Below are 24,504 nucleotides of genomic sequence, written 5' to 3'. Positions count from 1 at the left end.
GCCAATGCGGTGGGTAGATTGGATTGGGGCTGCCGCCTGTGCGTGCCGTCACAAAGTTTGGGTGTTCCCGACCCGCAGCGCTAACATGCGAGGCGATTCTTACGAAACACCGGTAGATGGAACAAACTGACATGCCAACCACACCCGCCACGAGCGCACACGAACCGAAGCGGCAGCGCGGCCACCTGCGCGTCGCGGCGATCATGGAAGCCGGCGTCGCCGTGTTCACGGAAAAGGGGTACGACGCTGCCACGATGACCGAGATCGCGGCCCGCTCGGACACGGCAATCGGTTCGCTGTACCGGTTTTTTCCATCCAAGGAAGTCCTTGCCGATGCCTTGCTGGTCAACTATGCGCAGCACGTGACCGAGCGCTTCGTGGCGCTTGCGGCGCGGGCGCCGGCGATGACGCTCGACGTGTTGGCCGACGCGCTGGTGGATTTCATGGTGTCGCTGCAATCTCAGCGTAGTTTTGCGATCGCGCTGCTCGATGCGCGCGGCGGCAGCGACGAGCGGCGCGTGAAGTTTCGCCAGGCAATGCGCGACGGCTTGGCGGGCGTTTTGCGCACGGTCATTCCAGCGATGACTAAAGCAAAATCCGAAACCATGGCCGTCGTTCTTCTGCATCTGCTCAAGGGCGTGTCTGCCTTCGCCGGTGAAAAACCAGCGGCACGCCGCTTGCTCCAGGCGGAAATCAGGCAGCTTGTGCGCGTCTATCTGCTGTCGGCGCAGATGGACGCGGGCACATAGTGCTGGACAAGCGGCTGCGCGGCTCGCACAGAATCACGCCGCATCGTGAGGCGATGCGGCTCATGGCGCCCACCGGCGGCGGGACGGCGAGGCGCGCGGCGTATGGCGATGCGCCATGCGTGCAAATATGGTTTTCCGTTCGAACTGCTACAATCCACGCATTTTCCTCGTCGTAGACTGCATCATGGGCTTTGAACAACTCGCTGCACTGAAAGACCAGCTGGCGAAACAGGCTGAAGAGAAACGCGTAGCCAGGCAAGCGAAGCAAGCCAAGCCAGCGAGGCCAGCCAAGCAGGCTGACGCAGCGAAGCCGGCCAGGCAGACCGACGCCGCGAAGCACGCCAAGCCGGGCCGCACTGCGCCCACGGCAGCGCGCACCGCACCCGCGCAGAAGTCGAAACCGGTCGATCCGGTGGTGCTGTCTATCGGCAAGCTGCAAAAGCGCTTCCCGAAGGCATTCCCCAAGAATCCAGCGCCGAAAGTGCCGCTGAAGGTCGGCATTTTCAAGGATCTGCTCGAGCACTCCGCAGAGCTCGGCCTGGACGAAGCAGCCCTGCGCGAGGCCATCAAGGTCTGGTGCTGGGGTAGCCGTTATTGGGCATGCGTTGTCGACAACGCAATGCGTGTGGACCTGAACGGTCAGGATGCCGGTCAAGTGCTGCCGGCGGAAGCGGCGCGCGCGCGTGGATTGCAAGCCAAGCGGCAAAAGACGAAGAATGCTGCGCAAGGCGGTACCGCGCAACAGGGCGGTGCGGCTGCGCAAGAAGGCGCTGCACAGCAAGCAGTCGTGGCTGAGCAAGACGGTGCGGCGAAGCAAGCAGCCGTCGCGCAGGAAGGCGACGCTGCTCAAGCAAGCGCCGTGCAGCAAGAGCAAGCAGCTCAGCAAGACAGCACCGCTGAACAGAACGCCGCTCCTCAGCAAGAAGCTCAGCAAGACAGCGCGGCCCAATAACCCGCTGCGTCACAACGCTGCCGCGCCACGCCCTACTGGGCGCTTAGCGGCAGCGCCATCGGCGTACTCGTGCCGAATCCCTTCGCACCTTCCAGCTTTGCAAACCCCAGCGACCGGTAAAACGCGACGGCATTCGGCGCCGCGTTGACCTGCAGATACGATCGCTCGTTACGTGGCGCACACTGTTCGACGGCGGCCTCGATCAGCCTGCGACCCAGGCCACGCCGATGGTAGTCAGGATCCACAAACAGACTGCATAGGTTCCAGAAATTCTTTACCAGCACGACACCGACGATGCGCCCTTCATCGACGCATTTCAGGTGGACGCACTGTTGCGCATGGTCGAATGCCCAGCGCATGTTGGCGAGAACATTCGCAACCACGGCAACCATTTCGACCTCGTCAACCCGTACGCTCGTCCTGATCGTATGCAGCATCATCGGTTCGAGGCTCGATGCATCGGAGGCCTGAATGTCTTCAATTTTCATCTCGTGGCTTTGGAGAAGAAGCGGGGCTCGCGATTGCCGGTGCGCGCCGGCCGCCAGCCGCTGCCGCTGAACGGCGAGGTGGTCCGGCGTCCCCACCATAACCACATCGCCAGCCCCATTACGACCAGCAGCACCAGGACTAGCAAGCTGCCTTCCGGGCCGGTTTTGCCGCCGCTCAAGAGGATGTTGCCGAGCGGGTGTGCGGTATAGAGACGAGTCTCCAGCAACGTGCCGCTATCGGAGGTGCCATAGAAGTACGATTGCCCCCAGTCCCACGCCGCATGAAAGCCAATCGCCCAAAACAGCGAGCCCGTGTACCAGAGACTCAGGCATAGCACGATGCCGAAGCCGCCTGCGGAAATGAGTCCCACCGGTGTTTCGCCGGGATTGGAGCCGTGTAGGCCGCCGAACAGGATCGAGAGCAGCAACGCGCCCCACCAGAAGCCCACGCCGCGTGTCAGCGTGTATTGCAGATATCCACGCAGCGCCGACTCCTCGGCGAGCGCCACCAGCAGAAACGCGCCACCCCACGCGATTCCGTGCGTCCAGAGCGTTGCGCCATGCGTCGAGGGTGGGTCGAGTGTCAGCAGATGCATCTGCAGGAAAATCAGCACTACCAGGCTGATCGCACCGAACCCGCAGATCAGGCCGCCTGCGAAGCGTGCCCATCCAGCGGAGCCTTGCAGGCCGAACGACAGTATCGAACGCCGCTCGATGGTCGATACCACGGCGACTGCGCCGGCCAGACAGATGAGCAAGGAGCACTCGCCGAGGTAGAACGTCGGCATCGATAGATCGGTTGCGCTATGAGGGATGTGTCCGAAGAAAAAGTGCAACAGCTTCGAAACGCAGAAGTTGACTGCCATGAACGCCGCTATGAACACCACGATGCCCCAGCCGGCCCGGATTCCATTCGGGCCCAGGAAGACCCAGCGCAACCGTTGTTTGCGCCGCGCTGCAGGTGTGTCGTTTTTGCTTTGTTCCGCAGACTGCATGAGGGAGTCGTCCAAAAAAGCCTCCGTTAAATTGACGACGATGCAAGGGCTCAGCTACGCCTTGCGCTCACGGTTTCGATCAGGTGACCGTGTTGTCGATGCGTGGTGCATCATGCGCGACGAGCTTAGGCGCGTAACTGTAACTCTTCCCGCACCAGATCGACAAACGCCTGGGTACTCGGTGAGAGCGTCCGCCCTTTGAGCCAGACCATGTTGAGCGGGCGCTCGATGCGCAGGTCGCGTACATCGAGGATGCTTAGCTCGCCGCGGCGGACCTCGTCCCTGATGCTCAGCGACGAGACATACGCAATGGCGTGCTGCGCGAGCAGCATGCGTTTGATAGCGACCGTATCGCTGATCGACATCAGCGGCTCGATGTGCAGGCCGATACGCGCATACGCTTCTTCGACGACGGCGCGCGTCCCCGAACCGGGCTCGCGCAGAATCACGACGCGTTCGGCGAGATCGCGTGCCCGCAATCGTTGTCCGGCGCGCGGATGCGCAGCCGCTGCGACAGCGACGATCTCGTCGGCGCCGATCGGGTGCGTGTGCAGGATGCTGTCGTCGTAGGGACCTTCCACGAAGCCGAGCGACACCGTGTGGTCGCGCAAGCTCTGTTCGACATGCTCGGTATTGGTGACGGCGAGGTCGATGCCAACTTTCGGATGGCTTACGTTGAAGCGCGCAATCATGTCCGGCACCAGATAGGCGCCTACGGTTGCACTCGCGCCGATGCTCAGTTGTCCGGCGCTCAAACCAGCTAGCTCCTTCAATTCGGCTTGCGCGGTGTCGGAGAGCGCGAAGATCCGCTCGGCGTAGCCGAACAGCAGCTTCCCCGCTTCGGTGAGCGCGATGCCGCGCGGCAAGCGGTCGAACAGGATCAGCCCGAGCCGCTCTTCCAGTTCACGGATTTCGCGCGTGACCGCAGGCTGGCTGACGCGCAGCCGTTCGGCGCCGGCACTGACGCTGCCGGCGCGGGCCACTTCGAAGAAAGCGAGCAAGTGGGTGAAGTTCACGGTATGAATGCCTGTGTGGGGTTGGCGGCAGGTTGCAGCGCCGGCGAATCGGGCTTGGGATCAATGTATATCAAAAAGGCATCGCACAGATACTAAACATGTATTTTTCATATGGGTTGCGCGAGCCTAAAGTTCGGTCATGGGTTCTCTAACGGAGATGATGATGAACACCAATTCAATCGCAGGCACCCGCGCTTCCGGCGCGCAGCCCTTTTCCGACAAGGTGCGTCAGTTCACGCCGAACTGGTTTGCGGTCACGATGGGCAACGGCATCGTCTTTCTCGTGCTGATGGCGCTGCCGCTGCACTTCAGCGGCCAGCGGGCGTTGGCCGAGTCGCTCTGGTGCGTGGATATCGGTCTGTATGCCGTGTTCGCCGGGATGTTCGCGGCGCGCTGGATCTTCTACCCGGAGACGGTGAAGCCGCTGCTGCATCACCCCTTGCAGTCTATGTTCCTCGGTGCGATCCCCATGGGACTGGCGCCGATCATCAACGGCATCGTGCTGTTCGCCGGTCCGCACTTCGGCGCTAGCGTTTACACGCTGGCCTCTGCGCTGTGGTGCTTCGATGCGCTGCTCGCGGTCGTGGTAGCGGTAGCCGTGCCGTACCTGATGTTCACGGAGCAAAGCCATGCGTTCGAGCGTCTGACCGCTGTCCTGCTGTTGCCGATCGTCGCGCCGGAAGTGGCTGCGTCGAGTGCCGCTGTGCTGGCGCCGCATCTGCCGCTCGAAACGGCGCGCCTCGTGACCGGCGCCGGTTATGTGCTGTGGGCGATCTCGGTGCCGCTGGCGTTCGCTGTGCTGACGCTGGTGTTCTTCCGGCTCGTGATTCACAAGCTGCCGCACCGCGATCTGGTTCCGTCGAGCTGGTTGACGCTGGGTCCGATCGGGACGGGTGCGCTGGGATTGCTGACACTTGGGCAAGCTGCTTCGGGCGCATTTGCGGGTACTTCACTCGCCAGTGTGGCGCTCATCGCGAGGGACTTCGGTGTGGTTGGTGGTTTGCTGCTGTGGGGTGTGGGCCTTTGGTGGTTCGCGATTGCCGTGCTCTTCATGTGGCGCTATCGCCGTGAAGGTCTGCCGTTCAATCTCGGCTGGTGGGGCTTCACCTTCCCGATCGGGGTCTACACGCTGGCTACGCTGAACCTCTATCGCATCACGGGCTTCAGTGGCTTCGCTGTGATTGGCGTTGTGCTGGCGGCTGCGCTGGGTGGCTTGTGGATGGTGGTGCTGTCGAAGACGATTCGTGAGTTCACGCAGGGTCGTCTCTTCAATGCACCGTGTCTCGCGTTGGTCCGTTAAGTTGTGCCAGCAACCATATTTGTAACCTTAAGCCTGCCGTCACACCAGCAGCGAAATGATGCCCCCGATCGTGAGCCCCGCAGCCAGCCAACGGCCAGCGGTATAGAACGGATTGCGATTGTCTTGCGCCTGGTCGGGGCGCTCGAGTCCCAACGTGCCGTAAGTGAACGACTTGAGTGGCGAAACGTTAGCCGTGTTGCCGGGGTCGTCCGAGGTATCCGCAGTGCCGGGATCCTGCGCCGCGATCGCTGCGCCCTCGGGCGAGATGTTCACGGCTGCGTCCTGGCTTGGGCTAGGGGCTGCTGATGTTGATGACGTATCGGTCGACGTTGCGTCAGCGCTGGTCACGGACGCCGTAGCCGAGTCGGAGTCCGGTGTGGTGGTGCCGCTAGTCCCCGATGGTGTCAGCGTAGGTGACGACGCAGCGTTGCTGATTTGCATGGCAATCCTTCCTCATCCTTTTATCCCGGGCCGCCCGGTTGGGCGCAGTGGCCACACCGCCCTGCGATGGCAGCGTGGCGGACAACCCGTGTTATCGGTGCGATCTCGCCTTGCCTGTCTTTTCGACCTTGCAGGAACCTAACTTGAGTGTTGGTAAGGGGAGGTAAGGCCGCAGCCGTCCGGTTCCCGCGCGTAAGCGCATCAGAGAGCACCAAAGCGCACCGCGCGCGACCGGACGCGCGCCGGGGTATCATGCGGCTCCGGCGGGCATGGGCGCCTGTCAGTTGGCCGGGCCCCGGACGGGCCGGCCAAGACACGAATTTCACTGCGCGATGCTCGAAGTCGCAACTCCGCAGTCATAGCGGACAGACTCCACCATGGTTCACATCAATCTCTCCGATGGCGTTTTAGGCTCTGCCCTGCAGGCCCTCGATGGCTACGCGCTGCTCGGCATCGTGCTCGCGCTGCTGTTGGGCGGCATGGTCAAGGGCGTGGTCAGCATCGGTGTGCCGCTCGTCGCGATGCCGATTCTCAGCCACTTCCTGCCGATCAAGCAGGCCGTGTTGCTGCTGTCGATGCCAATCATTCTCGGCAACATTCCGCAGGCGTTCGAAGGCGGCCAGATGCTCGCCACGGTGCGGCGGATCGCGGCGCCGCTGGTCGGCACGGTGCTGGGCAACATCGTCGGGGTGACGATGCTGATCTCGCTCGCGCCGCATCGCGCGCAAGCTGCCGCCGGCATTCTGCTGATCGTCGCCGCGTTGCTGCTGTTCGTCTCGCCGCGGCTCACGTTGTCGCCGGGCATCGCCAAACTGGTGGGTTTCGTGCTCGGCTTCGGGGCCGCCGTGATGGAGAGCATCGCGTCAGTACCCGGCCCGTTGCTGGCGATGTACCTGATCGCCACCGGGGCAACTGGCAAGGCGTTCACCAAGCAGATTGCCATCATCCTGGTGGTCTCCATCATCACGCTGATCGCCGCGTTCAGCGGCGGCGCGCACGCAAGCTGGATCGATCTGGCCATCTCCGCCGCCGCGAGCATTCCCGTGATCGCCGGCATGCTGATCGTGCGGCCGCTGCGCGACAAGCTGCACCCTTCGACTTTCCGCAAGCTGGTGCTGCTGTTCGTACTCGCGGCTGCCGCGCAGATGATATGGAAGTCCGGGGTGCTGTAGGCGCTCGCCAACCCAGTCGTCCCCCGGGCCGCTCTTAGGCCGACACGTCGACGAGTACACCGACCGGCTGCCAGTTCAGACTGCTGGCGCTGCTCGACAAGCCGTCGAGCACATCGGAAAGCGTGACCGTCGCACCGGGGTCCTGATCGAGCGCGGCGACGTGAGCCTGCAACGCATCGCTTAGATTCGACATCGCGGTATCCATCGGATCTTCGTCGTCCGCTTCGTCGGGCTCCGAGGTCTCGGACACGTCGTCGATTTCGATGTCCCATTCTCCAGCGGTGTCGTCCGCGTCGCCCGTGTCGTCCACCGAGTCGCGCGATGCGTTGGACAGATCCGCAATCCGCGATCCAAGGTCGCGATAGGCGCTGATGCCACTTCCTGAAGACGCCGGATCGTTGAAGCTGGCGATCGCGTTAGCCGAGGCATCGCCGGACGAGGCGCTGCCGCCGCCTGCCGAGATCGACTGTTGCAACGCCAGCGCCTGATAGAGCGCGGCGAGGAACTGCGTGCCGGTGCTGCTCGCATCGGAGCTGGCGGAACTGGTTGCGCTGCTGGTGCTGTCTGCGCTGCTATCCGATGCGTCTGTGCCGTTGGTGGTCGGCGAGCCAGCCGGCATGCTGTAGCCGAGCTGCGAGAGCGTCTGCTGCAGTGCGGCCATCAGTGGATCGGTGCTGGCGGTCGGCGTCGTGGACGTGCCGGCATTCGTGCTCGGCTTTTTGGCAAGCGTGGGCTCCGGCGACGACACCGATGTTGGGGTGGGCGTCGGCAGCGACGCCATTGTCAGTCCAAACGAATCGAGCGACATGGTCCATTTCCTCCAGATAAACACGTTGAATTGCAATGGCGTGTGCGCAATCGAAAGGCGACTTCACTTTGACGGCACGAGCCTGATCGAACGGGTTATCGGAGAGGGGGCCGCGGAGTTTGATGGTTTGTAAGGGGCGGAAAGAGCAAACGCCCTTACCGCAGGTAAGGCAGCAGGGCGAGTGACGACAGCGACCGCTGTCAGGCGTCACCAAGGGGTAGCAAGAGCCAGGCCCCCTGAGTCGCCACGTGTAACCGGGCAGGGTTAGGCTTCGCTGCGCGCGAACGATGCGAATTGCCCCGCATCCGGAAAACCGCAGGTGCGATAGCGCACTGGATACATCGGTTCTGCTTCGAGCAGGCTGCCCATCAGTGGCGCGATTTGCTGCCATGGCACGATGCGCGTCTCGCCCGATTCGGGCCACACCAGCACGATCCGTTCGGCCTCGGGCAACAAGGTTTCTACGCCCGCTGTCCACGTCGCCGCCGAGAACATTTCGCCGGTCTCGTCCTTGCTGCCGTACAGCAGATAGTTGGCGACAAATACATCGCGACCTTCCTGGGTGTGCAGACGATCGAGCGCGGCCTTCTGCGTGTCGTAGTCATCCTTGCGATAACGCAGGGCGAGTTGCGCGAGACGCCGCGCCACCTCGCGCTGCGGGGGTGTGAAGCGGCGCAGGCCTTCGTCGTAGCAGTACATGAAGGGCGACACCGGGCGGCCGGTCTTGGCGGCTTCGCGGCTTGCGTCGACCATGGCCGCGAGCCCGCCGTCGTCCTTGTTGCTGGTGACGAGCAAGACGTCGCGGGTGGGGATCATGAAGACCGGACAGCCGTGCACCGGAGCACGATGCAGCAGGTCCGGCAGCAGCGCACGGCTCGCGTCGTAACCGTCGCGCCAGTCGCCGCGATAGACGCCGCGCGCCACCTCGACAAAGGTGTCGGAGGTCATGTCGCGCAGGTTATCGCGGGCGATCGCGAGAGCATCGTCGAGCGTGATGTTCCATGACTGCGCCGGTCCGCTCATCAGCGTCGAGGTGAACTCGGGATAGTCGAGCGCCAGCAGCACCGCGCAATCCTCGCCGAACGCATGCCATGCCGGCGAGAAAGCGGCATCCCGGCCCGCCGTGCGCAGTTGATGCAGGCGCACGTCTTCGAGCATGCTGCGGCCGCGGATCAGCGGGCGTAGCTTTGCGCGCGCGTCGGACAGATGCTCGGGCGCCGCCTGCTGGCTCGAGCAGAGCGTGACGACGAAGCCTTGCAGCGATTCGTCGCGCAGCGCCTTGTCGCTGCCGCAGTAAGCGCGGTACGCGTGATGCAGATTGAAGACGGCGTTGTCCCCATATTCGAGGCGGTATTCGTCCGCGTTGTAGCGCAGCGCGGCGCCAAAACCGCGGCGTTTGGCCGCCTCGATAAACAGGGAGGCGAACGCGTCCGGCGAAGGTTTGCGTCCGAACAGCGCGTCGAAAAATCCCATCTTGAGCAAAGGCATTGAGGCGAGCGAAGACAGTCGGTCGAGGGCGCCGTGCCGGGCGGGCGCAGCGGGAACGTCGCCGCGAAGCGCAGCCGGTCAGTCGCCCAGTTTGTGGGCATGTCAGGAATAACGGCCTCGCGCGGCAATTCTTGAAGGCCTCGCCAGCAAGCCTGCGCGGCACCGGCTAGAATCGCCCCGAAGACAGGCGCTGGTCTGTTGTCCCGCCAACCCGTCAGGCAATCGCCCGACAAGGGCGGGCCGGGTGTGAGGCACGCCAGCGTCAGGCCCGCTCAAGCGCAACTCACTCAGCAAAGGCCATCGGAATGAACGAATCCGCCAACGCGATCGATGCGGTATTGAAGCTAAAACATCCCATCCCCACCATGAAAAACTCACGTCGCAGTTTTGTCTTTTTGAGCATCGGCGTTGGAGCGTCGCTCGCCCTGACGCGCGTGGCGCTTGCCGATGCGACCCGGGTCAGCGAAGCGGATCCCAAGGCGCAAGCGCTGGGATATAAAGAGGTCGCGGCAAACGTCGACAAAGCTAAGTTTCCGACCTACGTAGCGGGGCAGACGTGCGCCAACTGCTCGCTGTTTCAGGGCAAGGCATCGGATGCCTGGGGCGGATGCATGGTGTTCGGCACGCAGCAGGTGGCGGCGACCGGTTGGTGCAGCTCTTATAGCAACATGTAGCGCAGGCGTGCTGTGTGACCCGACGCGTGGGCGAGGGCGCCACGCCAGGTCAGCGGCCGAACACTTCGAGTTTGAGTACGTGCGAGTGACCGATCCATACCGCCGAATCGCGATGATCACGTAGTTCGTCGTCGGTATTGGGGTGCAGAAAAACGTCCAGTGCGCCGTGGTTGAGCGTGAGCCATTCCACGATCTCACTGAAGTAAGGCGGCTCAAACGCGAGCTGATAGGACCACATTGGATGCGGGCCGACCGGACGCTCATGAAAGCGGCCCAGTTGAAGCTTGCCCTCGAAGCGGGCTTCGATCTGCTCGCGCAGAGCCCATGCGGCGTCGCGGTGTTCCGCGTCGAAGTACACGTGGGCATGCCAGCCCTGGATAGCCGAGACGTCTGGAGAGGTCATATGATGAATGGGTGCGGGAAGACCGTCAGGATAAGGCAGTTTGCGGATCTGTGTGCGAGATGCCGCGTGGGTCGCCGATCCGATCAGACCTGGTGCGTTTGCTGCCACCGCATGTGGAATTCCCGCTCGTCTGAACTGATCTCGCGAAAGCCGAGGCGTTCGTAGAGACGCTTTGCCGGATTACCCTTCAGCACCTTGAGCGATACCGGTAACGCATCTGCTTGCGCACCCGCAAGCAGGGTTTTGATGATTTGTTCGCCGAGTCCGCGTCCCTGGTAGTGCGGGTCGATCTGCAATTGCACCAGATGCCACTCGGTTGCGTCGCGATAGGCTTTCAGCAAACCGATTGCCACGCCGTCGAGACAGACAATGCGCGCCGCATCGTAGCGGTATTGCAAGCGAGCGTGATGAGCCGCCGCGTCGGATGGTTCGCCGACGCGTTCGAGATGTTCGGTCATGGTGGCCCGGCGCAAGCCGAGCAGAAAGGACTCGTCGGCATTGGTGGCCGGACGCAGTGTGATGGCAGGGTCGATCATGTTTCGGGTGGGAGTGAAAAGGCCGCTTTTTGCCGCGGCAGACGCAGCCTTCCAGCGGCCCGGCGAGCGAGGCAGTCTGCTCTGCCTCGCTGCGCGTGTCAAATTTACCTGGGTTGCCGAGACGTTTTTTATTGCGGGCTATCTAGCGGATTGCCTGCTCAGGTGACCTACCCATTTTCTTATTTACCCAACTCGTAGCCGACCGCGCCGCCAACCACGGCGCCACCCACGGTGCCAGCCACGCTGTGATTGGTCGCTTCATTGCCGATCACGCCGCCTGCGGCGGCACCGCCTAGCGTGCAGCCGCTCGAGAGCGCTGCCAGAACCGCAAGCGTCACGATGCTTGTCCACCTGAATCGAGTGTTCATTTTCGACCTCTCTGTACATGCTGATGCAGAGGGTGGAGCAATTCATGTGCCGTGGATGCGGTGCAGCGGTGCCTAGGCGGTCCAAGGATCGATGACCTCAATCCCACAATCGATGAAATCCTTGACGTTGCGGGTGGCCAAACTCGCCCCCCGCGAACGGGCCACCGCAGCGATCATCGCGTCGAATTGGCTGATAGGGCGTCCGGCGCACCTGCGCGACGCCGCGATGTCGGCATAGAAGTCGGCGGCATCGCTGTCGAAACTTAGCACCTGCCCTGCAAAGTCACTGTCGAAGATACCCAGTACGGCGTTTCGAAGCATATCTTTCCGGGGGCCGGACGGTAACACTTGAACACCGTAGAGAATTTCACTGCGCGTGACGCTCGTCGTAAACAGCGCTGCGCGCAACTGTCTTGCCAGCCATGCCAGGACGTTGGGGTCGGGTGCGGGGCGTAGAACTTCCGACAGAACGTTCGTATCCAGGACGATCATTCGCCGAGGTCCATCGGGCTGCGGATGGACTCGCGGGTTGGCAACTCCAGTTCAATCCCCCTCAGCGGCTCGATTCTCGCCCGAATCGAGCTAATCAAAGAATCCCCTCGAACCGGCTCAGCCGACAGTGCCGTACGAAGGATATCGCGGGCCTCGTCCTCCATGGATCGCCCGTGCGTGGCCGCTTGGATGCGTAAGCGCGCCTTTAACTGGTCGTCGATATTTCGAATGGTCATGCTTGCCATAGACCCTCCATTAATCATTGATGCAATTTTAATCAATGATTGCACGCTGCACAATCCCTGTCAGTCAAGCGATCGGAGCCCATCTGAGAAGGCGGCTGCGTTCCCTGACTGACACTCGCAGCAACATGAATTCGCGCATGGCGCCCTCTTCGGTAGCCCTCGTAAGCGGCTCCATATAATGTGTAATCTGCACCGACCGGAAGGCCGCCGCCACGCACGTTCCCTCAAGCGTTGCCTCGTCATAGACGCTGAAACCGTAGGCGGAAAATGGCATCTCAATCGCGGCAGCCGGCGTGATCGCTGCGATGACGAGTACCCCACCGGTGCGTAATTCCTGTGCGCTTGTTAGACTGCCCGTCGCATCCTTCATAGCGATCGTCTGCGCGTGCAGGTTCCATGTTTGAGGACGCACTTCCCCAGCCCTGCCCGCCCAACTCGCCTCGTTCGATCCAACGGAGTCCTCCATGCCTTACATGCTGCTCATCGTTGAACCCGTTCATCAGCGTAGTGACCGCACCGAAGAGGAAGGGCGCGCGCTCTACGACCGGATGGCCAACTATGCCGAAGACTTGCGCAAACGCGGACTGCTGGTTGCCTGCGAGTCGCTCGCGAATACCAGCAAAGCCGTGCGGGTGCAGGTCCGCGAAGGTCAGCGGCGCCTCATCGACGGCCCGTTTGCCGAGGCCAAGGAAATGATCGGCGGCTTCCTGTTGCTGACCTGCGAGACGCGCGAAGAAGTTGTCGCGATCGCCGAAGCCTGCCCGGCCGCGCAATGGTGCACCGTCGAGGTACGCGAGGTCGGCCCCTGTTATCAGTGACTTGAGCATGAGCCGAGTACCGACCCGGCTTCCCGGTGATCGGATCGATCGAGACGCAGGGCTCAGGGTTTTCCCGGTCCAACCGATCGCTTGTCGATTTTGCCGTGGCTCGCGCGTCGTGTCAGTGAAGAGGCGGCCATGTGGGCCGATCTCCACGACCTCAAGGAGCACTGCGATGCGATTCATGATCATGGTTAAGGCGACTGCGCAGAGCGAATCCGGCGCCATGCCGGAGGAGTCCCTGATGGCGGTGATGGGCGCCTATCACGAGGAACTGGCGAAGGCGGGCGTGTTGCTCGACGCCACCGGCTTGCAGCCGAGTTCGAAGGGCTGGCGCATCCGTTATTCGCAAGGACGGCGCACGGTGATCGACGGTCCGTTCGCAGAGACCAAAGAACTGGTAGCGGGCTATACGCTGATTCAGGTGCGCTCGCGGGAAGAAGCAATGGAATGGGCGCGGCGTTTCCCGGCTCCGTTCGGCGAACACGCCGACGGCGAAATCGAGGTACGGCAATTGTTCGAACTGGAAGACTTTGAACCGGGGCCGTCCGTGGAGCTTTTTCGCGAGCTCAATACGACGCGGCGCTAAGGTGGATAACGATAGGAAACAACCCATGACGCACGGCCAGTTCAGTGTGAACCTCGTAGTCTGCGAGCACATGTCGCGACGGAGTCACGCGCATCGGCCCGCGCCGCAGGCGAACTGAGATGACCGTGAATCCGGCAGCTACGCATCGGGCGATCGAAGCTGTCTGGCGCATCGAGTCCGCGAAAGTGATTGCCTGTGTGGCGCGCATGGTCCGCGATGTAGGCGTTGCGGAAGAGCTGGCGCAGGACGCGCTGGTCGCGGCGCTCGAACATTGGCCCGAAGACGGTGTGCCTGACAATCCTGGAGCCTGGTTAATGGCGACCGCCAAAAACCGCGCGCTCGACCGCTTGCGCCAGGAAGTGCTGCATGCGCGCAAGCGCGAGGAGCTGGGCCGCGACCTGGACGCGCAGGAGGCCCACCTCGTGCCGGATTTTGTCGACGCGCTCGACGCCGCGCGCGCGGACGACATTGGCGACGACTTGCTGCGGCTCGTCTTTACCGCGTGTCATCCGGTGCTGTCCACCGATGCACGGGTCGCGCTCACGCTGCGTTTGTTAGGAGGCTTGACGACCGATGAAATCGCGCGGGCGTTCCTCGTACCCGAGCCGACCATCGCGCAACGGATCGTGCGTGCCAAGCGCACGCTGACGGCCGCCAAGGTGCCATTCGAAGTGCCGCGTGCCGACGCACGCGCAGCGCGGCTCGGGTCCGTGCTCGAAGTGATCTACCTGATCTTCAACGAAGGCTATTCGGCTACCGCCGGCGACGACTGGATGCGTCCCGCCTTGTGCGAGGAGGCGCTACGGCTGGGCCGGGTGCTGGCAGGCCTCGTGGCGGATGAAAGCGAAGTGCATGGACTCGTCGCGCTGATGGAGATCCAGGCTTCGCGCACGCACGCGCGGATCGACGGCGAGGGCCGTCCCGTCCTGCTGCTCGAGCAGGACCGCAGCCGCTGGGACATACTGCTGATCCGGCGCGGGTTGGCCGCGCTCGAGCGAGCCCAGGCGCTCGGCGGGGCGAGTGGCCCCTACGCGTTGCAGGCGGCACTGGCGGCTTGTCATGCTCGCGCCCATAGCGCGGCGGAAACCGACTGGGAGCAGATCGTTGCGCTCTACGACGCGCTTGCCCAGGTGAGCCCATCGCCCGTGGTGGAGCTGAACCGGGCGGTCGCGGTCGGCATGGCGTTCGGCCCGGCGGTAGCGCTGGAGATTGTCGACGCGCTGGCGGCCGACGCGACGCTTGCCAACTATCATTGGTTGCCCAGCGTGCGTGGGGATTTACTGGCGAAGCTTGGGCGCAGGGACGAGGCACGCGCGGAATTCGAGCGTGCCGCGGCGATGACGCGCAATGCGCGCGAGCGTGAGTTGCTGCTGGAGCGGGCCCGTCTCGGCTGACGCCGTGCGTGCCTCGCCTCGGCTAACACCGCTCCACACCCACTGCAGGAAACCCAAGGTGACGATAAGCCCGCCGCACACGCGCTCGCTTAAACAGACAAGAACGCCGCCACGCCGAACAGAATGCCGGCTGCAGCAGCACCGAGCGACAGGTTGCGCAGCCATTTCTTGCGTGTGAGCAAGGTAATGGCCGTCAGCGCGATCGAGATCTGGATCAGCGTGGTGGCTTGAGCCCAGCGGTGATGACCGTGCAGCAGCTTCTCGCTTTGCGCGTCATTGTCGGCCACGTCTTTTTCGATGGCTTCGGCCTTGGCGCGAATCGGGTCTTTCTGCTGCTTGTACTTGTCGACATCGGCGAGGAATTTCGCGTGCGCGTCGCTGCCTGGCGCTGACAGCGCGGCGCCCAGCTCAGCGAGATTTTCTTTCTCGCCCTTCGCCTGGTAGTACGACCATTGATTGGCGGCCTCGGTCTTCTTGATGGCCGCTTCGTTCTTGTAGTAAAGCGCGAGGTTTTCGCTGGTGCCGCTCTGGTAGGCGTAAATCGCGCCGATCGTGGCGAGGATCGCCGTCATCACCGCCATGCGGCTGGCGAACGGATCGGCGTCCGCATGGGCGCTATGCCCTGCGCCAACGTGCTCAACAGCATGGTCGTGCGGACCATGTACTTCGAATTCATCTGACATCCAACACTCCGGGACAAACCTGGTGAATTTCTTGCCGCTTCCAACGCGGGGCTAAATCTTAGCGTGTTGCGCTTACGATCGCGTAGTGCGATGCGCGAGTTGTTCCAGCAGAAAATCCACAAAGCAGCGCACCTTGGCCGACGGGAGTCGTCCATGCGGATAGAGCAAGACAAACGGCCGCGTTGCGCCGCCGTATTCCGGCAGCACTTCGACAAGGCTTCCTTCGCGCAGATCGCGCTCCACCACGAAACGATAGGTCTGAAACAATCCCGCGCCGTGCCGCGCGAACAAGCAGATTTATCGGTGCAAACGGCATCAGTATAGTCGGCCGCAAGTGAGCGGGGAGATCGTCCGCTCCCCGGTATGGCGCGGCACTGCAGTGGTTTCGCGCTCGCTCTCACTACGCTCAAACCGCAACCATGTTGCATGGGACTTCAACCGTGAATACCGAAACTAGAACCGTCGTCATTACTCGCGCCTCCAGCGGCATCGGCCTTGCGTTGGCGCAGGCTTATCTCGCCCGCGGCTTTAATGTGGTCGGCAACGTCCCGCACGTTGTTCGAGCGCGCCATTGGCGCTTTCGGCAAGGTGGATATCCTCGTGAACAACGCGGGCGCGTTTATCGCCAAACCGGTTGGGCGCTATACATGAATTCATGAAGTCGCGGCAGCCGGTGGGGCGCATGGGGGCAACCAGGGATGTGGTCGACGCGGTGCTGTATCTGACCGATGCCGAATTCACGACGGGCGTCGTGCTGCCCGTCGACGGCGGGGCCTCGGCGGGCAAGTGGTGACTAGTTCACGCTAAAACCGAACAACGTCCGCACCAGCGGTATCAGATGTTCACCGCCGAGCATGCCGAGCAGCCCGACGAGTGCGATGGTCGGCGGTGCGGGCGATTTCACATTGACGACGCTATAGAACACGCCGACCACCACGCCCACCACCAAGGAGACGAAATAGGCTTTCATGATTGTTTGATCCTCTGTTGATGGCGCGCGGCGGGCATTTGCACCGCCGCACCAACCACAGCTCACATCGTGATGACGACCCGGCCGCGCGTGCCGGCTGCGACCGCCTGGTAGGCTTCGCGGGTGCGCGCCAGCTCGAACCGCTCGGCAATCGCAGGCGGTTGCAACGCGCCGCTCTCGAAGCCTTCGACGAGCGCCGTCATCAGCCGCGCCGACTCGGCTACCCCCAGCTTGGCGCTATCCACGCCGAGCAGTTGCGTTTCGTTATGGTAGAAGTCGATCAAGTCGAACTCGACGCGGCGCTTGCCAGTCGCGCTGATCTCCACCACCCGTCCACGGCGCTTGACGAGCCCCAGCGCGGTTTCGAAAGCAACCCCGCCCACCGAGTCGTACACCACATCGACGCCGCCGCCGGTCAGCGCCTTGACGCGCTCCGCCGCATGCTCGTCGAACGGTACGAACTCGTCGATCAGGCGGCCAGCCGGCGAATCCGCCAGCGGCGCCTGACGGTCGACCCCGATCACGCGGCAGCCGCGTGCCTTGGCAATCTGCACCACCGCACCGCCCACACCGCCGCCGGCGCCGATCACCGCAATCGTCTCGCCAGCCTTCAGTTGCGCGTAGTCGACCGTGCCGAGCCACGCCACCACGAAGTTCACGCCAATCGCCGCGGCCTGTTCGTGACTGAGCGTTTTCGGCTTGCGCGACAACGCGGCGAGCGGAATCTTGATGAATTCGGCGTGGGTGCCGTCGCGCGTGAAACCGATGTCACCGCCGGTGCCCCACACTTCGGCGCCGAGCCACTCGGCCGGACCTTCCACGACGACACCGCTGAAGTCGCGGCCCGGCGCGCGGGGCAACTCGGTGTGCTCGAAGTGGCCGGAGACGTTCTTGACGTCGCTCGGATTCACCGAGGCGCTCTTGACCTGGACTACGGCGCTTTCTGCGTCCGCCGTCGGGGTGGGCAGATCGACGTATTCGAGTACATCGGGGCTGCCAAAGGACTTGAACTGGATGGCTTTCATCGACACGGCTCCTGATCGGTTGGTGCTGCACGGTGCAGCGTTGAACCCATTCTAGGTGGCCGAGTGGACATTGTTGAGACAAGAACTTTCGAATTTCGGACAGAGGGCGCGCCTAGGCTCTGCTTTCCTCACGCGCCGTGCTGAGGGTTTCCTGCGCATCGAATTCGGTCGGCGGCGCGCCGAGTTCGCGCCGGAACATGTCGCTGAAGCTGCTTGGCAGATAACCGAGGGAGCGCGCAATGCTGCTGACCGAGCGGCCCTCGGCGAGCCCCGACACCGCGACAGCAAGCTGCACCTGGCGCCGCCACTCGGAAAAGCCAATGCCGAGCTCACGGGTGAACAGCCGCGCGAGCGTGCGCACGCTCGCCCCGACCGAGGCGGCATGTTGCTCGAAGCTGATGGCAATCGACGGGTTCTCGATCACCGCCCGGCACAGCGCGTCGAGCCGGCGATCCGACGCATCGGGCAGCGGAATGCGCAGCGACGAGCGGGGCGCATGCACGAGCTCCAGCATGGCGAGCTTATAGGCCGTTTCGAGGTACGCGCTGTCGCGGGCATGGGTGTGCTCGTACTCGGCGATCGTGGTAATGAGCTCGCGTAGCAAGCCGTTGATTTCAAAGACATCGCTCTCTTTGCTGAGATGCTGGACGTTGCGCTTGTGCAGATAGATATTGCGCATCTCGACCTCGCTCATCATGTGGATCGAGTGCACGGCGCCCGCCGGCAGCCATACCGCGCGCTGCGGCGGCACGACCAGCGCCTCGCGGCCGACTTCCACCCACATCACGCCGGCCACCGCGTACAGCACCTGCGCCCAGGTGTGCGAGTGCGGCTCGATGTGCGTCCCGCGGGGATAGCGCCGCGCCAGCGAGCGGGCGTCGTCGTCTTCGGGGAGTTCGGGAGGGCGGGCTTGGGACACAGTGGGTCGGGATCGGCTAAAGGTTGGCGGGCACGGCTGCAAAAAATAAGCGACGGATTTTCCCGGCAGCCGCGTTTAAGACGAAACGGAGCCATTCCGCGTATCGCAAGAATACTCAAACCTACGGGAGCTTTACATGAAATACAACACCCTCACGCGGCTGCTGGTCTCGGCCACGATCACGCTGGCAGCGACCGCCGCCATCGCCCAGGAAGTCATCATTGCGCCAATGGCGCCGCCGCCGCCGCGCGTCGAGGTCGTGCCGGCGCCGCGCACAGGCTATGTCTGGGACCACGGCCGCTGGCGCTGGGATCACGGTCAATACGTCTGGGTGCCGGGCCACTGGCAGCCGGTGCGGGTCGGTTATCACTGGGTGCCGGGCCATTGGGTGCAGCACGGCCCGAACTGGCATTGGGTAGAGGGGCACTGGGCTCCGTGAAAACGCTTTTGATTCTGGCGCTCGCGGCGGCAACGCTGGCCGGCTGCGTCGTGGTGCCGGCCCATCCGGCGTATTACCATCCTGCCGTCGTCGTATATTGAGGACTCAAGTGAAAACAAGCGCAACGCGCACCTCCTGGAGCAACGGCAAGTGAGAAACGCTCGTGTCGCGACACGATCTGTCCGGGCGCAGCGGTGGCAGCCGCACGTGCCGGGGATGTCACGGGATTGCGCGCCTTGAGCGAGCGCGATCCCGACGCGGACCTGGTCGCACGGGTCGGCGAGCAGGACCCGGCAGCGGTGCGCACGCTCGTGTCGCGCAAGCTGCCGCGTCTGCTCGCGCTCGCGACGCGCATGTTGGGAGACCGTATGGAAGCGGAAGACGTGGCACAGGAGGCCTTCGTGCGTATCTGGAAACAGGCCCCGCACTGGAAAGAAGGCGAGGCCCGATTCGACACGTGGATTCACCGCGTGGCGCTGAATCTTTGTTACGACCGCCTGCGCGGGCGGCGCGAAGACCCGGTCGCCGAACTGCCCGACGAGGCCGCCGATCCGCACAGCTCACCCGACATGCAACTGGAAGCCCGCGTGCGCGACGAACGGGTGCGCACGGCGCTTGCTGCATTGCCGGTGCGGCAGCGCGAAGCCCTGGTGCTCAACTACTACCAGGAGCTGTCGAATATCGAAGCTGCCGCCCTGATGGGCATCACCGTCGACGCCCTCGAAAGTTTGCTGGCGCGCGCCCGCCGCAGTCTGCGCGCACAACTGGCCGGCAGCGGCTTTAGCAAGGATATGCCATGACACCAGAGAGATTTCGCACCATCGTCGACGCCTACGGCGCCGATCCGCGCCGCTGGCCGGACGAGGAGCGCGCGGCGGCCGAGGCATGGGCCGATCTGCACCGGAGCGAGGCGGATGCCGTGCTCGCCGAATCGGCTAGCCTCGACGCCTGGCTGACAAGCCACACCATCGCGCCGCCGGAGCGCTCGTTCGTCGACCGGATTGTCGCTACGGCACCCGCGCGGCATCCGCGCAAACCGCGCACGCGGCTCTGGTGGCAGGGCGCGGCGTTTGCCGGTATCGGCCTGGCAGGCGGTCTGGCGGGCGCCTTTGCCGTGTCGTTTTTTGTCCTGACCGGCACGCCGCCGCAAGTGCATGAATCGTCGTCCTATCTGACTTCGAGCTTCGGCGGTTCAAGCGTCGACTGGAGCGGCGAATGAGCGACCGTTCATGGAAAATCCTGCTGGCGGGTTCGTTCGTATTGAACGTGTTTTTACTGGGTGGTATTGCGGGCGGTGCTTATCAATGGTTCGCCACGCACGATAGTGTCGCCAAGGCGCCGCAGGCGCGCACTGCGCTGCGTTTCGCCACGGATGGCCTGTCGTCTGAGCGTCAGAAGGAGTTCCTTGAGGGGCTCAAGGAAGCGCGCCGCGAAGGCAAGGACTACGCACGCGAGGGCCGCGAAGGACGTCATGAGGTGCTGGCCTTGCTGGCCGCGCCGCAATTCGATCGCGCCGCGCTCGACGTTGCGCTCAAGCGCACGCGCGACGCCGATATTGCGCTGCGTACCGAGGTCGAAAGCAGCGTTGCGGACTTCGCGACGACTCTTACGCCGGAGGAGCGCGTCAAGTTTGCTGAAGGTCTGAAGCAGGCAGGGCAGTGGCGTGAACCGACGCCCGCGTCGGGGGCCAAGGGCAAGAAGCCGGCGAGTTCGCAAGCGAGCGAGGCGGCGAGCGGGGCGCCTGCAAGCGACTGAGTTGAAGTAAGCAGCAAACAAGCAGTCAATAAGAGGGGCGAGCTTCGAGCAAGCTGGAAGAATCAAATAAATCTTCTGCGAGACGCGACGGAAATGCCGGCCTCCAGCGTTTAAAGAAGGTACGCAACGCTCGAAGGAATGCGCATGATCACCTCAGCCCCCGACAATGCCGCGGCGATTGCGCTGAACCGTTTCGGTCTCGGCGCCCGCCCGGAAGACACCCCGCCCGCCGACCCCAAGGGATGGCTGCTAGCGCAGTTCGATCAGTATCAGCCGCTGCCTGCGGCATGGGCGGGCCAGCCGACTGCGGTCGCGCTGGCAACCGAGCTGGGCGAGCAACGCCAGCAGAACGTCAACGCCAACACGAACGCCGATCCGGCCGCCAATCAGGCCGCTAAACAGGCTGCTAACAAGGCGATGCGCGGCGAAATCCGCGATGTGTATCGCACGGCGGTGAATGTGCGCGTCAGCAGTGCCTTGACCAGCACGACGCCGTTTATCGATCGGCTGGTGCATTTCTGGGCCAATCACTTCGCGGTCTCTACAGAGAAGCCGCAAGTCGCGGCGCTCGCAGGCGCGTTCGAAATGGAAGCGATCCGCCCGCACGTGCTGGGCCGCTTCGACGACATGCTGGTCGCGGTGGAACAGCATCCCGCAATGCAGATTTTTCTCGACCAGACGCGCTCGGTCGGTCCGGACAGCAAGGCGGCGATGCGCGCGGAAGAGCGCAATCCGGACAACAAACGCGGGCTCAACGAGAACCTCGCACGCGAAATCATGGAGCTGCACACGCTGGGCGTGCGCAGCGGCTATACGCAGGCTGACGTGACCGAATTCGCCCGCGCGCTGACCGGCTGGAGCGTGGCGGGCATCAAAGGGCCGCAGCCCAACGGCGCGGCGCCCGGCGCCTTTGTGTTCCGCCCCCAGGTGCATGAGCCGGGTTCGCGGACCATCATGGGGCGCCGCTACGATCAGCAGGGCGAGGACCAGGCGCTGGCGATCCTGCACGACCTCGCGGCGTCGCCGGCCACCGCGCAACATATTGCCGGCAAGCTCGCCCGCCACTTTGTTTCGGATAACCCACCACCTGCCGTCACCGAGCGGCTTGCCAACGCATTCGAGCGCAGCGGCGGCGACTTGCCGACCGTCTATCGCGCGCTGATCGATTCGCAGGAAGCGTGGTCGCCCGTAGCGGTGAAGTTCAAAACGCCGTGGGAATGGACCATTTCGTCGATGCGCGGTCTCGGCTGGCAGGACGTCGGCAATCTGCAGAGCGCGCCGTTGCTGACACAACTGGGCCAGCCCGTGTGGCGGCCGGGTTCGCCCGCCGGTTACGACGATATCGCGGCGAGCTGGGCCGCCCCCGATGCGCTCGTGCGCCGGGTGGAAGTGGCGCAGCGTTTTGCGGCGCGCGTGGGCGACCGCCTCGATCCACATACTTTGGGCCAGACGCTGCTGGTCGGCTCGATCAGTGCGCCGACCGAGACCGCGGTGTCGCGAGCCGAAAGCGTATCGACCGCGGTCGCGCTGCTGCTCGTGTCGCCCGATTTTCAACGGAGATAACCGCCATGATGTCCCGTCGCCAGTTTCTCAACTTCGCCGCCGCCGGTGCCGGTGCGATTCTCGTGTCGCCGCACATGGCCTTCGCGAGCGCCGAGACCGACCGCCGTTTCATCTTCGTGATCCAGCGCGGCGCCGCCGATGGCCTGAACATCGTGGTGCCATATGCTGAGCCATCCTATGCAAGCTTGCGCGGCGCGCTCGCCATCGACCCGTCGACCGCGACCAAACTCAACGGCACTTTCGCGTTGCACCCTTCGCTCGTCGAAACCGCCAGGATGTACGGGTCCGGCCAGGCGTTGTTCGTCCATGCGGTGGCCTCGCCGTATCGCGACCGCTCGCATTTCGACGGCCAGAATGTGCTCGAGACAGGCGGCACGTCGCCCTATCAGGTGAAGGACGGCTGGCTGAACCGGCTGGCCGCACTGCTGCCGTCGAGCCACGAAAACGCCATCGCATTTGCGCCGACCGTGCCGATGGCGCTGCGCGGCAAGGCGAATGTGACCTCGTACGCGCCTTCGGGTTTGCCGCAAGCGCCGGACGATCTGCTCACGCGGGTCTCGGACCTTTACAACCAGGATGCGCAGTTGAGGCCGCTGTGGGAATCGGCCATGGCGGCACGCGGCCTTGCTGGCGATGCCGGTGCGCGCCAGGACCCGGCCAGCCTCGGCAAGCTCGCCGCGAGCTTTCTGGCCCGCGACGACGGCCCGCGCCTGGCGATGATCGAAACCGGCGGCTGGGATACGCATAGCGCGCAGAACCCGCGTCTGTCCAACCAACTGAAAGCGCTCGACACCATGCTCGCGTCCTTGCGCGACGGCCTCGGGCCTATATGGGACAAGACGACGGTGCTGGTTGCCACCGAGTTCGGGCGCACCGCGGCTGCCAACGGAACCGGCGGCACGGATCATGGAACGGGTTCTGTGGCCATGCTGATCGGCGGCGCCGTGAACGGCGGACGCGTACTTGCTGACTGGCCGGGCTTGAAGTCGAGCGATCTTTACCAGGCGCGCGACCTCAGGCCCACCACTGGACTGGACGCCCTGATCGCAGGCGCCGCAAGTGAGAGCCTCGGGCTCGATCCGCATCGCGCCGCCACCGCGCTATTTGCGCAAGCGGGGTCCACGCAACCGTTGACCGGTTTGATCCGTAGCTAGCGCGCAGCCTGGCTATGGATGGGTAGTAGCAGTTCTAAAAACAGGAGATTTACATGAAAAAGCGATCGACCTTCACCGCTGCTTTGCTTTCTTGTGTGTGCGCTTCCTTGCTTAGCGCATGCGTCGTCGAACCGGCGCGGCCGCCGCAGCCCGCGCCGCTCGTCGAAGTGGTGCCAGCGGCCCCCGCACCGGGCTATCACTGGGTGAAGGGCCACTATCGCTGGGAAGGCAACCATTGGGAATGGGAGCACGGTCACTGGGCGCCGGGTTACTAAGCTAAGCCGACGTTTTTGCTGTTTGCTTTTGCTCGAAGGGAGTGCGTGCAATGCGCGCTCCCCGTTTAGAAATAGCGGCTCGCCGCCATCCGGCAAGCGGAAACGCATTCTCTCCCCTTCTGCAGCGGTGTTCGGCGGCTTCTAACGGATTGCCCGTCAGCACCGCTGCGTCGGCGATTTCCTGCGCTCTTTCCCAGATTCACAAAATCTCCATGGACAGGGCCGATAATCGAAGAACGCGGTTCGCCTTTTGGATCCGAGTTTTACGCTTTGCATACGACTTGCCTTCAAACACGACAGCGCCATGCAAAACGGCGCCCGGGGAGACATTCCAGGTTGATTCAACTATTGCGGCGGGTTAGCTTTCTGAGCGGCTTTGCGCACCTGGAGACGCCTATCCGGAAGCCTCGTGCTGTCGCATAGGCGTTTTCCGCATACAACAACATTCGTTCCCCTCGCTATCAAGCTCAATGGAGCTGGCCGGAGCATTCATGAAAACGCTGTTTTTGCAGGCCCCGTCATATGACGGTTTCGATGGCGGCGCGGGTTCGCGCTATCAGGCGAAGCGCGAGATTCGCTCGTTCTGGTATCCCACCTGGCTCGCGCAGCCCGCGGCACTGGTGCCGGACAGCCGCGTGCTCGATGCGCCGGCCGATGGCCTGTCGGTCGAGGCCTCGCTCGAGATCGCGCAGCAGTACGACCTCGTCATCATCCACACCAGCACGCCGTCGTTCCCCACCGATGCGATGTTTGCGCAGGACCTCAAGCAGCGCAAACCGTCGGTGCTGATCGG

31 protein-coding genes and 3 pseudogenes are annotated in these 24,504 nt (G+C 63.5%); 17 read left to right on the top strand and 17 right to left on the bottom strand.

Going from position 1 to position 24,504, the window contains the following annotated elements:
• Positions 1 to 131 precede the first annotated feature (131 nt).
• Both BLQ92_RS30190 and BLQ92_RS30185 read left to right on the top strand, forming a co-directional pair.
• Positions 132 to 749, top strand: coding sequence for a TetR/AcrR family transcriptional regulator (locus BLQ92_RS30190; protein WP_090690727.1), 618 nt, complete (start codon positions 132 to 134; stop codon positions 747 to 749).
• Positions 750 to 864: 115 nt separating this feature from the next.
• Positions 865 to 1,701, top strand: coding sequence for a ProQ/FinO family protein (locus BLQ92_RS30185; RefSeq protein WP_341806638.1), 837 nt, complete (start codon positions 865 to 867; stop codon positions 1,699 to 1,701).
• Positions 1,702 to 1,733: 32 nt separating this feature from the next.
• Here the strand turns inward: BLQ92_RS30185 and BLQ92_RS30180 are convergent, their stop codons facing one another.
• The 3 genes from BLQ92_RS30180 to BLQ92_RS30170 form a co-directional block, all read right to left on the bottom strand.
• Complete coding sequence (locus BLQ92_RS30180) at positions 1,734 to 2,189, bottom strand: GNAT family N-acetyltransferase (protein WP_175772154.1); 456 nt, start codon at positions 2,187 to 2,189, stop codon at positions 1,734 to 1,736.
• Positions 2,186 to 3,199, bottom strand: a complete 1,014-nt coding sequence (locus BLQ92_RS30175) for a CPBP family intramembrane glutamic endopeptidase (RefSeq protein ID WP_143016695.1) — start codon at positions 3,197 to 3,199, stop codon at positions 2,186 to 2,188. The genes BLQ92_RS30180 and BLQ92_RS30175 overlap by 4 nt, the downstream gene beginning before the upstream one ends.
• 110 nt (positions 3,200 to 3,309) lie before the next feature.
• Positions 3,310 to 4,200 (bottom strand): LysR substrate-binding domain-containing protein, encoded by an 891-nt coding sequence (locus BLQ92_RS30170; RefSeq protein ID WP_090690717.1) that lies wholly within the window; start codon positions 4,198 to 4,200, stop codon positions 3,310 to 3,312.
• Positions 4,201 to 4,363: 163 nt separating this feature from the next.
• On the opposite strand from BLQ92_RS30170, the gene BLQ92_RS30165 reads away from it, so the two are divergent.
• Complete coding sequence (locus BLQ92_RS30165; RefSeq protein WP_090690714.1) at positions 4,364 to 5,500, top strand: TDT family transporter; 1,137 nt, start codon at positions 4,364 to 4,366, stop codon at positions 5,498 to 5,500.
• 39 nt (positions 5,501 to 5,539) lie between these two features.
• Here the strand turns inward: BLQ92_RS30165 and BLQ92_RS30160 are convergent, their stop codons facing one another.
• The gene (locus tag BLQ92_RS30160) at positions 5,540 to 5,941 is read right to left on the bottom strand and encodes a hypothetical protein (RefSeq protein WP_244106112.1); all 402 of its coding nucleotides are present in this window, start codon (positions 5,939 to 5,941) and stop codon (positions 5,540 to 5,542) included.
• 377 nt (positions 5,942 to 6,318) lie between these two features.
• Between BLQ92_RS30160 and BLQ92_RS30155 the strand changes: the two genes are divergently transcribed.
• Entirely contained in the window at positions 6,319 to 7,113 is a 795-nt protein-coding gene (locus tag BLQ92_RS30155) for a sulfite exporter TauE/SafE family protein (RefSeq protein ID WP_090690711.1), read from the top strand.
• A 34-nt stretch (positions 7,114 to 7,147) separates the two neighbouring features.
• On the opposite strand, the gene BLQ92_RS30150 is transcribed toward BLQ92_RS30155, so the two are convergent.
• The gene (locus BLQ92_RS30150; protein ID WP_090690708.1) at positions 7,148 to 7,921 is read right to left on the bottom strand and encodes a hypothetical protein; all 774 of its coding nucleotides are present in this window, start codon (positions 7,919 to 7,921) and stop codon (positions 7,148 to 7,150) included.
• Positions 7,922 to 8,185: 264 nt separating this feature from the next.
• On the bottom strand, positions 8,186 to 9,409 hold the full coding sequence (locus BLQ92_RS30145; RefSeq protein ID WP_244106111.1) for a DUF1444 domain-containing protein: 1,224 nt from the start codon (positions 9,407 to 9,409) through the stop codon (positions 8,186 to 8,188).
• Between the two features lie 365 nt (positions 9,410 to 9,774).
• Here BLQ92_RS30145 and BLQ92_RS30140 point away from each other — a divergent pair, with 365 nt between their 5' ends.
• Positions 9,775 to 10,083 carry a high-potential iron-sulfur protein gene (locus tag BLQ92_RS30140; protein WP_090691165.1) on the top strand — a complete coding sequence of 103 codons (309 nt, stop codon included), beginning with the start codon at positions 9,775 to 9,777 and terminating at the stop codon, positions 10,081 to 10,083.
• Positions 10,084 to 10,132: 49 nt separating this feature from the next.
• On the opposite strand, the gene BLQ92_RS30135 is transcribed toward BLQ92_RS30140, so the two are convergent.
• The 6 genes from BLQ92_RS30135 to BLQ92_RS30110 all read right to left on the bottom strand — a co-directional run bounded on the left by BLQ92_RS30135 (position 10,133) and on the right by BLQ92_RS30110 (position 12,593).
• Entirely contained in the window at positions 10,133 to 10,486 is a 354-nt protein-coding gene (locus BLQ92_RS30135) for a DOPA 4,5-dioxygenase family protein (protein ID WP_090690705.1), read from the bottom strand.
• An 83-nt stretch (positions 10,487 to 10,569) separates the two neighbouring features.
• Positions 10,570 to 11,022 carry a GNAT family N-acetyltransferase gene (locus tag BLQ92_RS30130; RefSeq protein ID WP_090690702.1) on the bottom strand — a complete coding sequence of 151 codons (453 nt, stop codon included), beginning with the start codon at positions 11,020 to 11,022 and terminating at the stop codon, positions 10,570 to 10,572.
• A 179-nt stretch (positions 11,023 to 11,201) separates the two neighbouring features.
• The gene (locus BLQ92_RS30125; RefSeq protein ID WP_090690699.1) at positions 11,202 to 11,390 is read right to left on the bottom strand and encodes a glycine zipper 2TM domain-containing protein; all 189 of its coding nucleotides are present in this window, start codon (positions 11,388 to 11,390) and stop codon (positions 11,202 to 11,204) included.
• Between the two features lie 72 nt (positions 11,391 to 11,462).
• On the bottom strand, positions 11,463 to 11,882 hold the full coding sequence (locus BLQ92_RS30120; RefSeq protein ID WP_090690697.1) for a type II toxin-antitoxin system VapC family toxin: 420 nt from the start codon (positions 11,880 to 11,882) through the stop codon (positions 11,463 to 11,465).
• Positions 11,879 to 12,127 carry a FitA-like ribbon-helix-helix domain-containing protein gene (locus BLQ92_RS30115; RefSeq protein WP_090690693.1) on the bottom strand — a complete coding sequence of 83 codons (249 nt, stop codon included), beginning with the start codon at positions 12,125 to 12,127 and terminating at the stop codon, positions 11,879 to 11,881. Before BLQ92_RS30115 ends, BLQ92_RS30120 begins: the two co-directional genes overlap by 4 nt.
• A 64-nt stretch (positions 12,128 to 12,191) precedes the next feature.
• The gene (locus BLQ92_RS30110; protein WP_090690690.1) at positions 12,192 to 12,593 is read right to left on the bottom strand and encodes a hypothetical protein; all 402 of its coding nucleotides are present in this window, start codon (positions 12,591 to 12,593) and stop codon (positions 12,192 to 12,194) included.
• Between BLQ92_RS30110 and BLQ92_RS30105 the strand changes: the two genes are divergently transcribed.
• The 3 genes from BLQ92_RS30105 (at position 12,592) to BLQ92_RS30095 (ending at position 14,928) form a co-directional block, all read left to right on the top strand.
• Positions 12,592 to 12,945, top strand: coding sequence for a YciI family protein (locus BLQ92_RS30105; protein ID WP_090690688.1), 354 nt, complete (start codon positions 12,592 to 12,594; stop codon positions 12,943 to 12,945). The two genes, BLQ92_RS30110 and BLQ92_RS30105, sit on opposite strands and share 2 nt — an antisense overlap.
• A 175-nt stretch (positions 12,946 to 13,120) precedes the next feature.
• Entirely contained in the window at positions 13,121 to 13,534 is a 414-nt protein-coding gene (locus BLQ92_RS30100) for a YciI family protein (RefSeq protein ID WP_090690685.1), read from the top strand.
• Positions 13,535 to 13,659: 125 nt separating this feature from the next.
• Positions 13,660 to 14,928, top strand: a complete 1,269-nt coding sequence (locus BLQ92_RS30095) for an RNA polymerase sigma factor (protein WP_090691161.1) — start codon at positions 13,660 to 13,662, stop codon at positions 14,926 to 14,928.
• A gap of 89 nt (positions 14,929 to 15,017) precedes the next feature.
• Here BLQ92_RS30095 and BLQ92_RS30090 read toward each other — a convergent pair whose 3' ends face one another.
• Together BLQ92_RS30090 and BLQ92_RS30085 are read right to left on the bottom strand one after the other, a co-directional pair.
• Positions 15,018 to 15,611, bottom strand: coding sequence for a DUF4337 domain-containing protein (locus BLQ92_RS30090; RefSeq protein ID WP_090690682.1), 594 nt, complete (start codon positions 15,609 to 15,611; stop codon positions 15,018 to 15,020).
• Positions 15,612 to 15,683: 72 nt separating this feature from the next.
• Positions 15,684 to 15,896, bottom strand: a pseudogene (locus BLQ92_RS30085) (LysR substrate-binding domain-containing protein); the annotation flags it as partial.
• 155 nt (positions 15,897 to 16,051) lie between these two features.
• Between BLQ92_RS30085 and BLQ92_RS30080 the strand changes: the two are divergent.
• Positions 16,052 to 16,404, top strand: a pseudogene (locus tag BLQ92_RS30080) (hypothetical protein).
• Here the strand turns inward: BLQ92_RS30080 and BLQ92_RS30075 are convergent.
• The 3 genes from BLQ92_RS30075 to BLQ92_RS30065 all read right to left on the bottom strand — a co-directional run bounded on the left by BLQ92_RS30075 (position 16,405) and on the right by BLQ92_RS30065 (position 18,525).
• Positions 16,405 to 16,581, bottom strand: a complete 177-nt coding sequence (locus tag BLQ92_RS30075; RefSeq protein ID WP_090690676.1) for a DUF1427 family protein — start codon at positions 16,579 to 16,581, stop codon at positions 16,405 to 16,407.
• Positions 16,582 to 16,643: 62 nt separating this feature from the next.
• A complete protein-coding gene (locus BLQ92_RS30070) occupies positions 16,644 to 17,606 on the bottom strand; it encodes a quinone oxidoreductase family protein (protein ID WP_090690673.1) in 963 nt (320 codons plus the stop codon).
• 112 nt (positions 17,607 to 17,718) lie between these two features.
• Positions 17,719 to 18,525 (bottom strand): AraC family transcriptional regulator, encoded by an 807-nt coding sequence (locus BLQ92_RS30065; protein ID WP_090690670.1) that lies wholly within the window; start codon positions 18,523 to 18,525, stop codon positions 17,719 to 17,721.
• A 136-nt stretch (positions 18,526 to 18,661) separates the two neighbouring features.
• Here BLQ92_RS30065 and BLQ92_RS30060 point away from each other — a divergent pair, with 136 nt between their 5' ends.
• The 8 genes and pseudogenes from BLQ92_RS30060 to BLQ92_RS30025 form a co-directional block, all read left to right on the top strand.
• Positions 18,662 to 18,964, top strand: a complete 303-nt coding sequence (locus tag BLQ92_RS30060; protein ID WP_090690668.1) for a YXWGXW repeat-containing protein — start codon at positions 18,662 to 18,664, stop codon at positions 18,962 to 18,964.
• 194 nt (positions 18,965 to 19,158) lie between these two features.
• Entirely contained in the window at positions 19,159 to 19,764 is a 606-nt protein-coding gene (locus tag BLQ92_RS30055) for an RNA polymerase sigma factor (RefSeq protein WP_090690665.1), read from the top strand.
• Complete coding sequence (locus BLQ92_RS30050; protein WP_090690662.1) at positions 19,761 to 20,183, top strand: hypothetical protein; 423 nt, start codon at positions 19,761 to 19,763, stop codon at positions 20,181 to 20,183. The genes BLQ92_RS30055 and BLQ92_RS30050 overlap by 4 nt, the downstream gene beginning before the upstream one ends.
• A complete protein-coding gene (locus BLQ92_RS30045; protein ID WP_090690661.1) occupies positions 20,180 to 20,719 on the top strand; it encodes a periplasmic heavy metal sensor in 540 nt (179 codons plus the stop codon). Before BLQ92_RS30050 ends, BLQ92_RS30045 begins: the two co-directional genes overlap by 4 nt.
• A gap of 144 nt (positions 20,720 to 20,863) precedes the next feature.
• Positions 20,864 to 22,282 (top strand): DUF1800 domain-containing protein, encoded by a 1,419-nt coding sequence (locus BLQ92_RS30040; RefSeq protein ID WP_090690657.1) that lies wholly within the window; start codon positions 20,864 to 20,866, stop codon positions 22,280 to 22,282.
• A 5-nt stretch (positions 22,283 to 22,287) separates the two neighbouring features.
• On the top strand, positions 22,288 to 23,436 hold the full coding sequence (locus tag BLQ92_RS30035; protein WP_090690655.1) for a DUF1501 domain-containing protein: 1,149 nt from the start codon (positions 22,288 to 22,290) through the stop codon (positions 23,434 to 23,436).
• Between the two features lie 53 nt (positions 23,437 to 23,489).
• A complete protein-coding gene (locus BLQ92_RS30030; RefSeq protein WP_090690653.1) occupies positions 23,490 to 23,711 on the top strand; it encodes a YXWGXW repeat-containing protein in 222 nt (73 codons plus the stop codon).
• A 470-nt stretch (positions 23,712 to 24,181) separates the two neighbouring features.
• Positions 24,182 to 24,504 (top strand): annotated as a pseudogene (locus tag BLQ92_RS30025) (hopanoid biosynthesis associated radical SAM protein HpnJ); the annotation flags it as partial.

This window comes from Paraburkholderia phenazinium, from assembly GCF_900100735.1.
Lineage (GTDB): Bacteria > Pseudomonadota > Gammaproteobacteria > Burkholderiales > Burkholderiaceae > Paraburkholderia > Paraburkholderia phenazinia.
This window is presented reverse-complemented; position numbering and strand designations above follow the sequence as displayed.

What these genes read in the sequence shown, in the direction of transcription:
- BLQ92_RS30060 (WP_090690668.1), top strand. Translation starts at nt 18,662, where the DNA reads ATGAAATACAACACCCTCACGCGGCTGCTGGTCTCGGCCACGATCACG.
- BLQ92_RS30070 (WP_090690673.1), bottom strand. Translation starts at nt 17,606, where the DNA reads ATGAAAGCCATCCAGTTCAAGTCCTTTGGCAGCCCCGATGTACTCGAA.
- BLQ92_RS30130 (WP_090690702.1), bottom strand. Translation starts at nt 11,022, where the DNA reads ATGATCGACCCTGCCATCACACTGCGTCCGGCCACCAATGCCGACGAG.
- BLQ92_RS30135 (WP_090690705.1), bottom strand. Translation starts at nt 10,486, where the DNA reads ATGACCTCTCCAGACGTCTCGGCTATCCAGGGCTGGCATGCCCACGTG.
- BLQ92_RS30105 (WP_090690688.1), top strand. Translation starts at nt 12,592, where the DNA reads ATGCCTTACATGCTGCTCATCGTTGAACCCGTTCATCAGCGTAGTGAC.
- BLQ92_RS30140 (WP_090691165.1), top strand. Translation starts at nt 9,775, where the DNA reads ATGAAAAACTCACGTCGCAGTTTTGTCTTTTTGAGCATCGGCGTTGGA.
- BLQ92_RS30040 (WP_090690657.1), top strand. Translation starts at nt 20,864, where the DNA reads ATGATCACCTCAGCCCCCGACAATGCCGCGGCGATTGCGCTGAACCGT.
- BLQ92_RS30120 (WP_090690697.1), bottom strand. Translation starts at nt 11,882, where the DNA reads ATGATCGTCCTGGATACGAACGTTCTGTCGGAAGTTCTACGCCCCGCA.
- BLQ92_RS30180 (WP_175772154.1), bottom strand. Translation starts at nt 2,189, where the DNA reads ATGAAAATTGAAGACATTCAGGCCTCCGATGCATCGAGCCTCGAACCG.
- BLQ92_RS30035 (WP_090690655.1), top strand. Translation starts at nt 22,288, where the DNA reads ATGATGTCCCGTCGCCAGTTTCTCAACTTCGCCGCCGCCGGTGCCGGT.
- BLQ92_RS30165 (WP_090690714.1), top strand. Translation starts at nt 4,364, where the DNA reads ATGAACACCAATTCAATCGCAGGCACCCGCGCTTCCGGCGCGCAGCCC.
- BLQ92_RS30185 (WP_341806638.1), top strand. Translation starts at nt 865, where the DNA reads ATGCGTGCAAATATGGTTTTCCGTTCGAACTGCTACAATCCACGCATT.
- BLQ92_RS30030 (WP_090690653.1), top strand. Translation starts at nt 23,490, where the DNA reads ATGAAAAAGCGATCGACCTTCACCGCTGCTTTGCTTTCTTGTGTGTGC.
- BLQ92_RS30045 (WP_090690661.1), top strand. Translation starts at nt 20,180, where the DNA reads ATGAGCGACCGTTCATGGAAAATCCTGCTGGCGGGTTCGTTCGTATTG.
- BLQ92_RS30190 (WP_090690727.1), top strand. Translation starts at nt 132, where the DNA reads ATGCCAACCACACCCGCCACGAGCGCACACGAACCGAAGCGGCAGCGC.
- BLQ92_RS30155 (WP_090690711.1), top strand. Translation starts at nt 6,319, where the DNA reads ATGGTTCACATCAATCTCTCCGATGGCGTTTTAGGCTCTGCCCTGCAG.
- BLQ92_RS30090 (WP_090690682.1), bottom strand. Translation starts at nt 15,611, where the DNA reads ATGTCAGATGAATTCGAAGTACATGGTCCGCACGACCATGCTGTTGAG.
- BLQ92_RS30115 (WP_090690693.1), bottom strand. Translation starts at nt 12,127, where the DNA reads ATGGCAAGCATGACCATTCGAAATATCGACGACCAGTTAAAGGCGCGC.
- BLQ92_RS30160 (WP_244106112.1), bottom strand. Translation starts at nt 5,941, where the DNA reads ATGCAAATCAGCAACGCTGCGTCGTCACCTACGCTGACACCATCGGGG.
- BLQ92_RS30110 (WP_090690690.1), bottom strand. Translation starts at nt 12,593, where the DNA reads ATGGAGGACTCCGTTGGATCGAACGAGGCGAGTTGGGCGGGCAGGGCT.
- BLQ92_RS30075 (WP_090690676.1), bottom strand. Translation starts at nt 16,581, where the DNA reads ATGAAAGCCTATTTCGTCTCCTTGGTGGTGGGCGTGGTGGTCGGCGTG.
- BLQ92_RS30050 (WP_090690662.1), top strand. Translation starts at nt 19,761, where the DNA reads ATGACACCAGAGAGATTTCGCACCATCGTCGACGCCTACGGCGCCGAT.
- BLQ92_RS30100 (WP_090690685.1), top strand. Translation starts at nt 13,121, where the DNA reads ATGCGATTCATGATCATGGTTAAGGCGACTGCGCAGAGCGAATCCGGC.
- BLQ92_RS30150 (WP_090690708.1), bottom strand. Translation starts at nt 7,921, where the DNA reads ATGTCGCTCGATTCGTTTGGACTGACAATGGCGTCGCTGCCGACGCCC.
- BLQ92_RS30125 (WP_090690699.1), bottom strand. Translation starts at nt 11,390, where the DNA reads ATGAACACTCGATTCAGGTGGACAAGCATCGTGACGCTTGCGGTTCTG.
- BLQ92_RS30145 (WP_244106111.1), bottom strand. Translation starts at nt 9,409, where the DNA reads ATGCCTTTGCTCAAGATGGGATTTTTCGACGCGCTGTTCGGACGCAAA.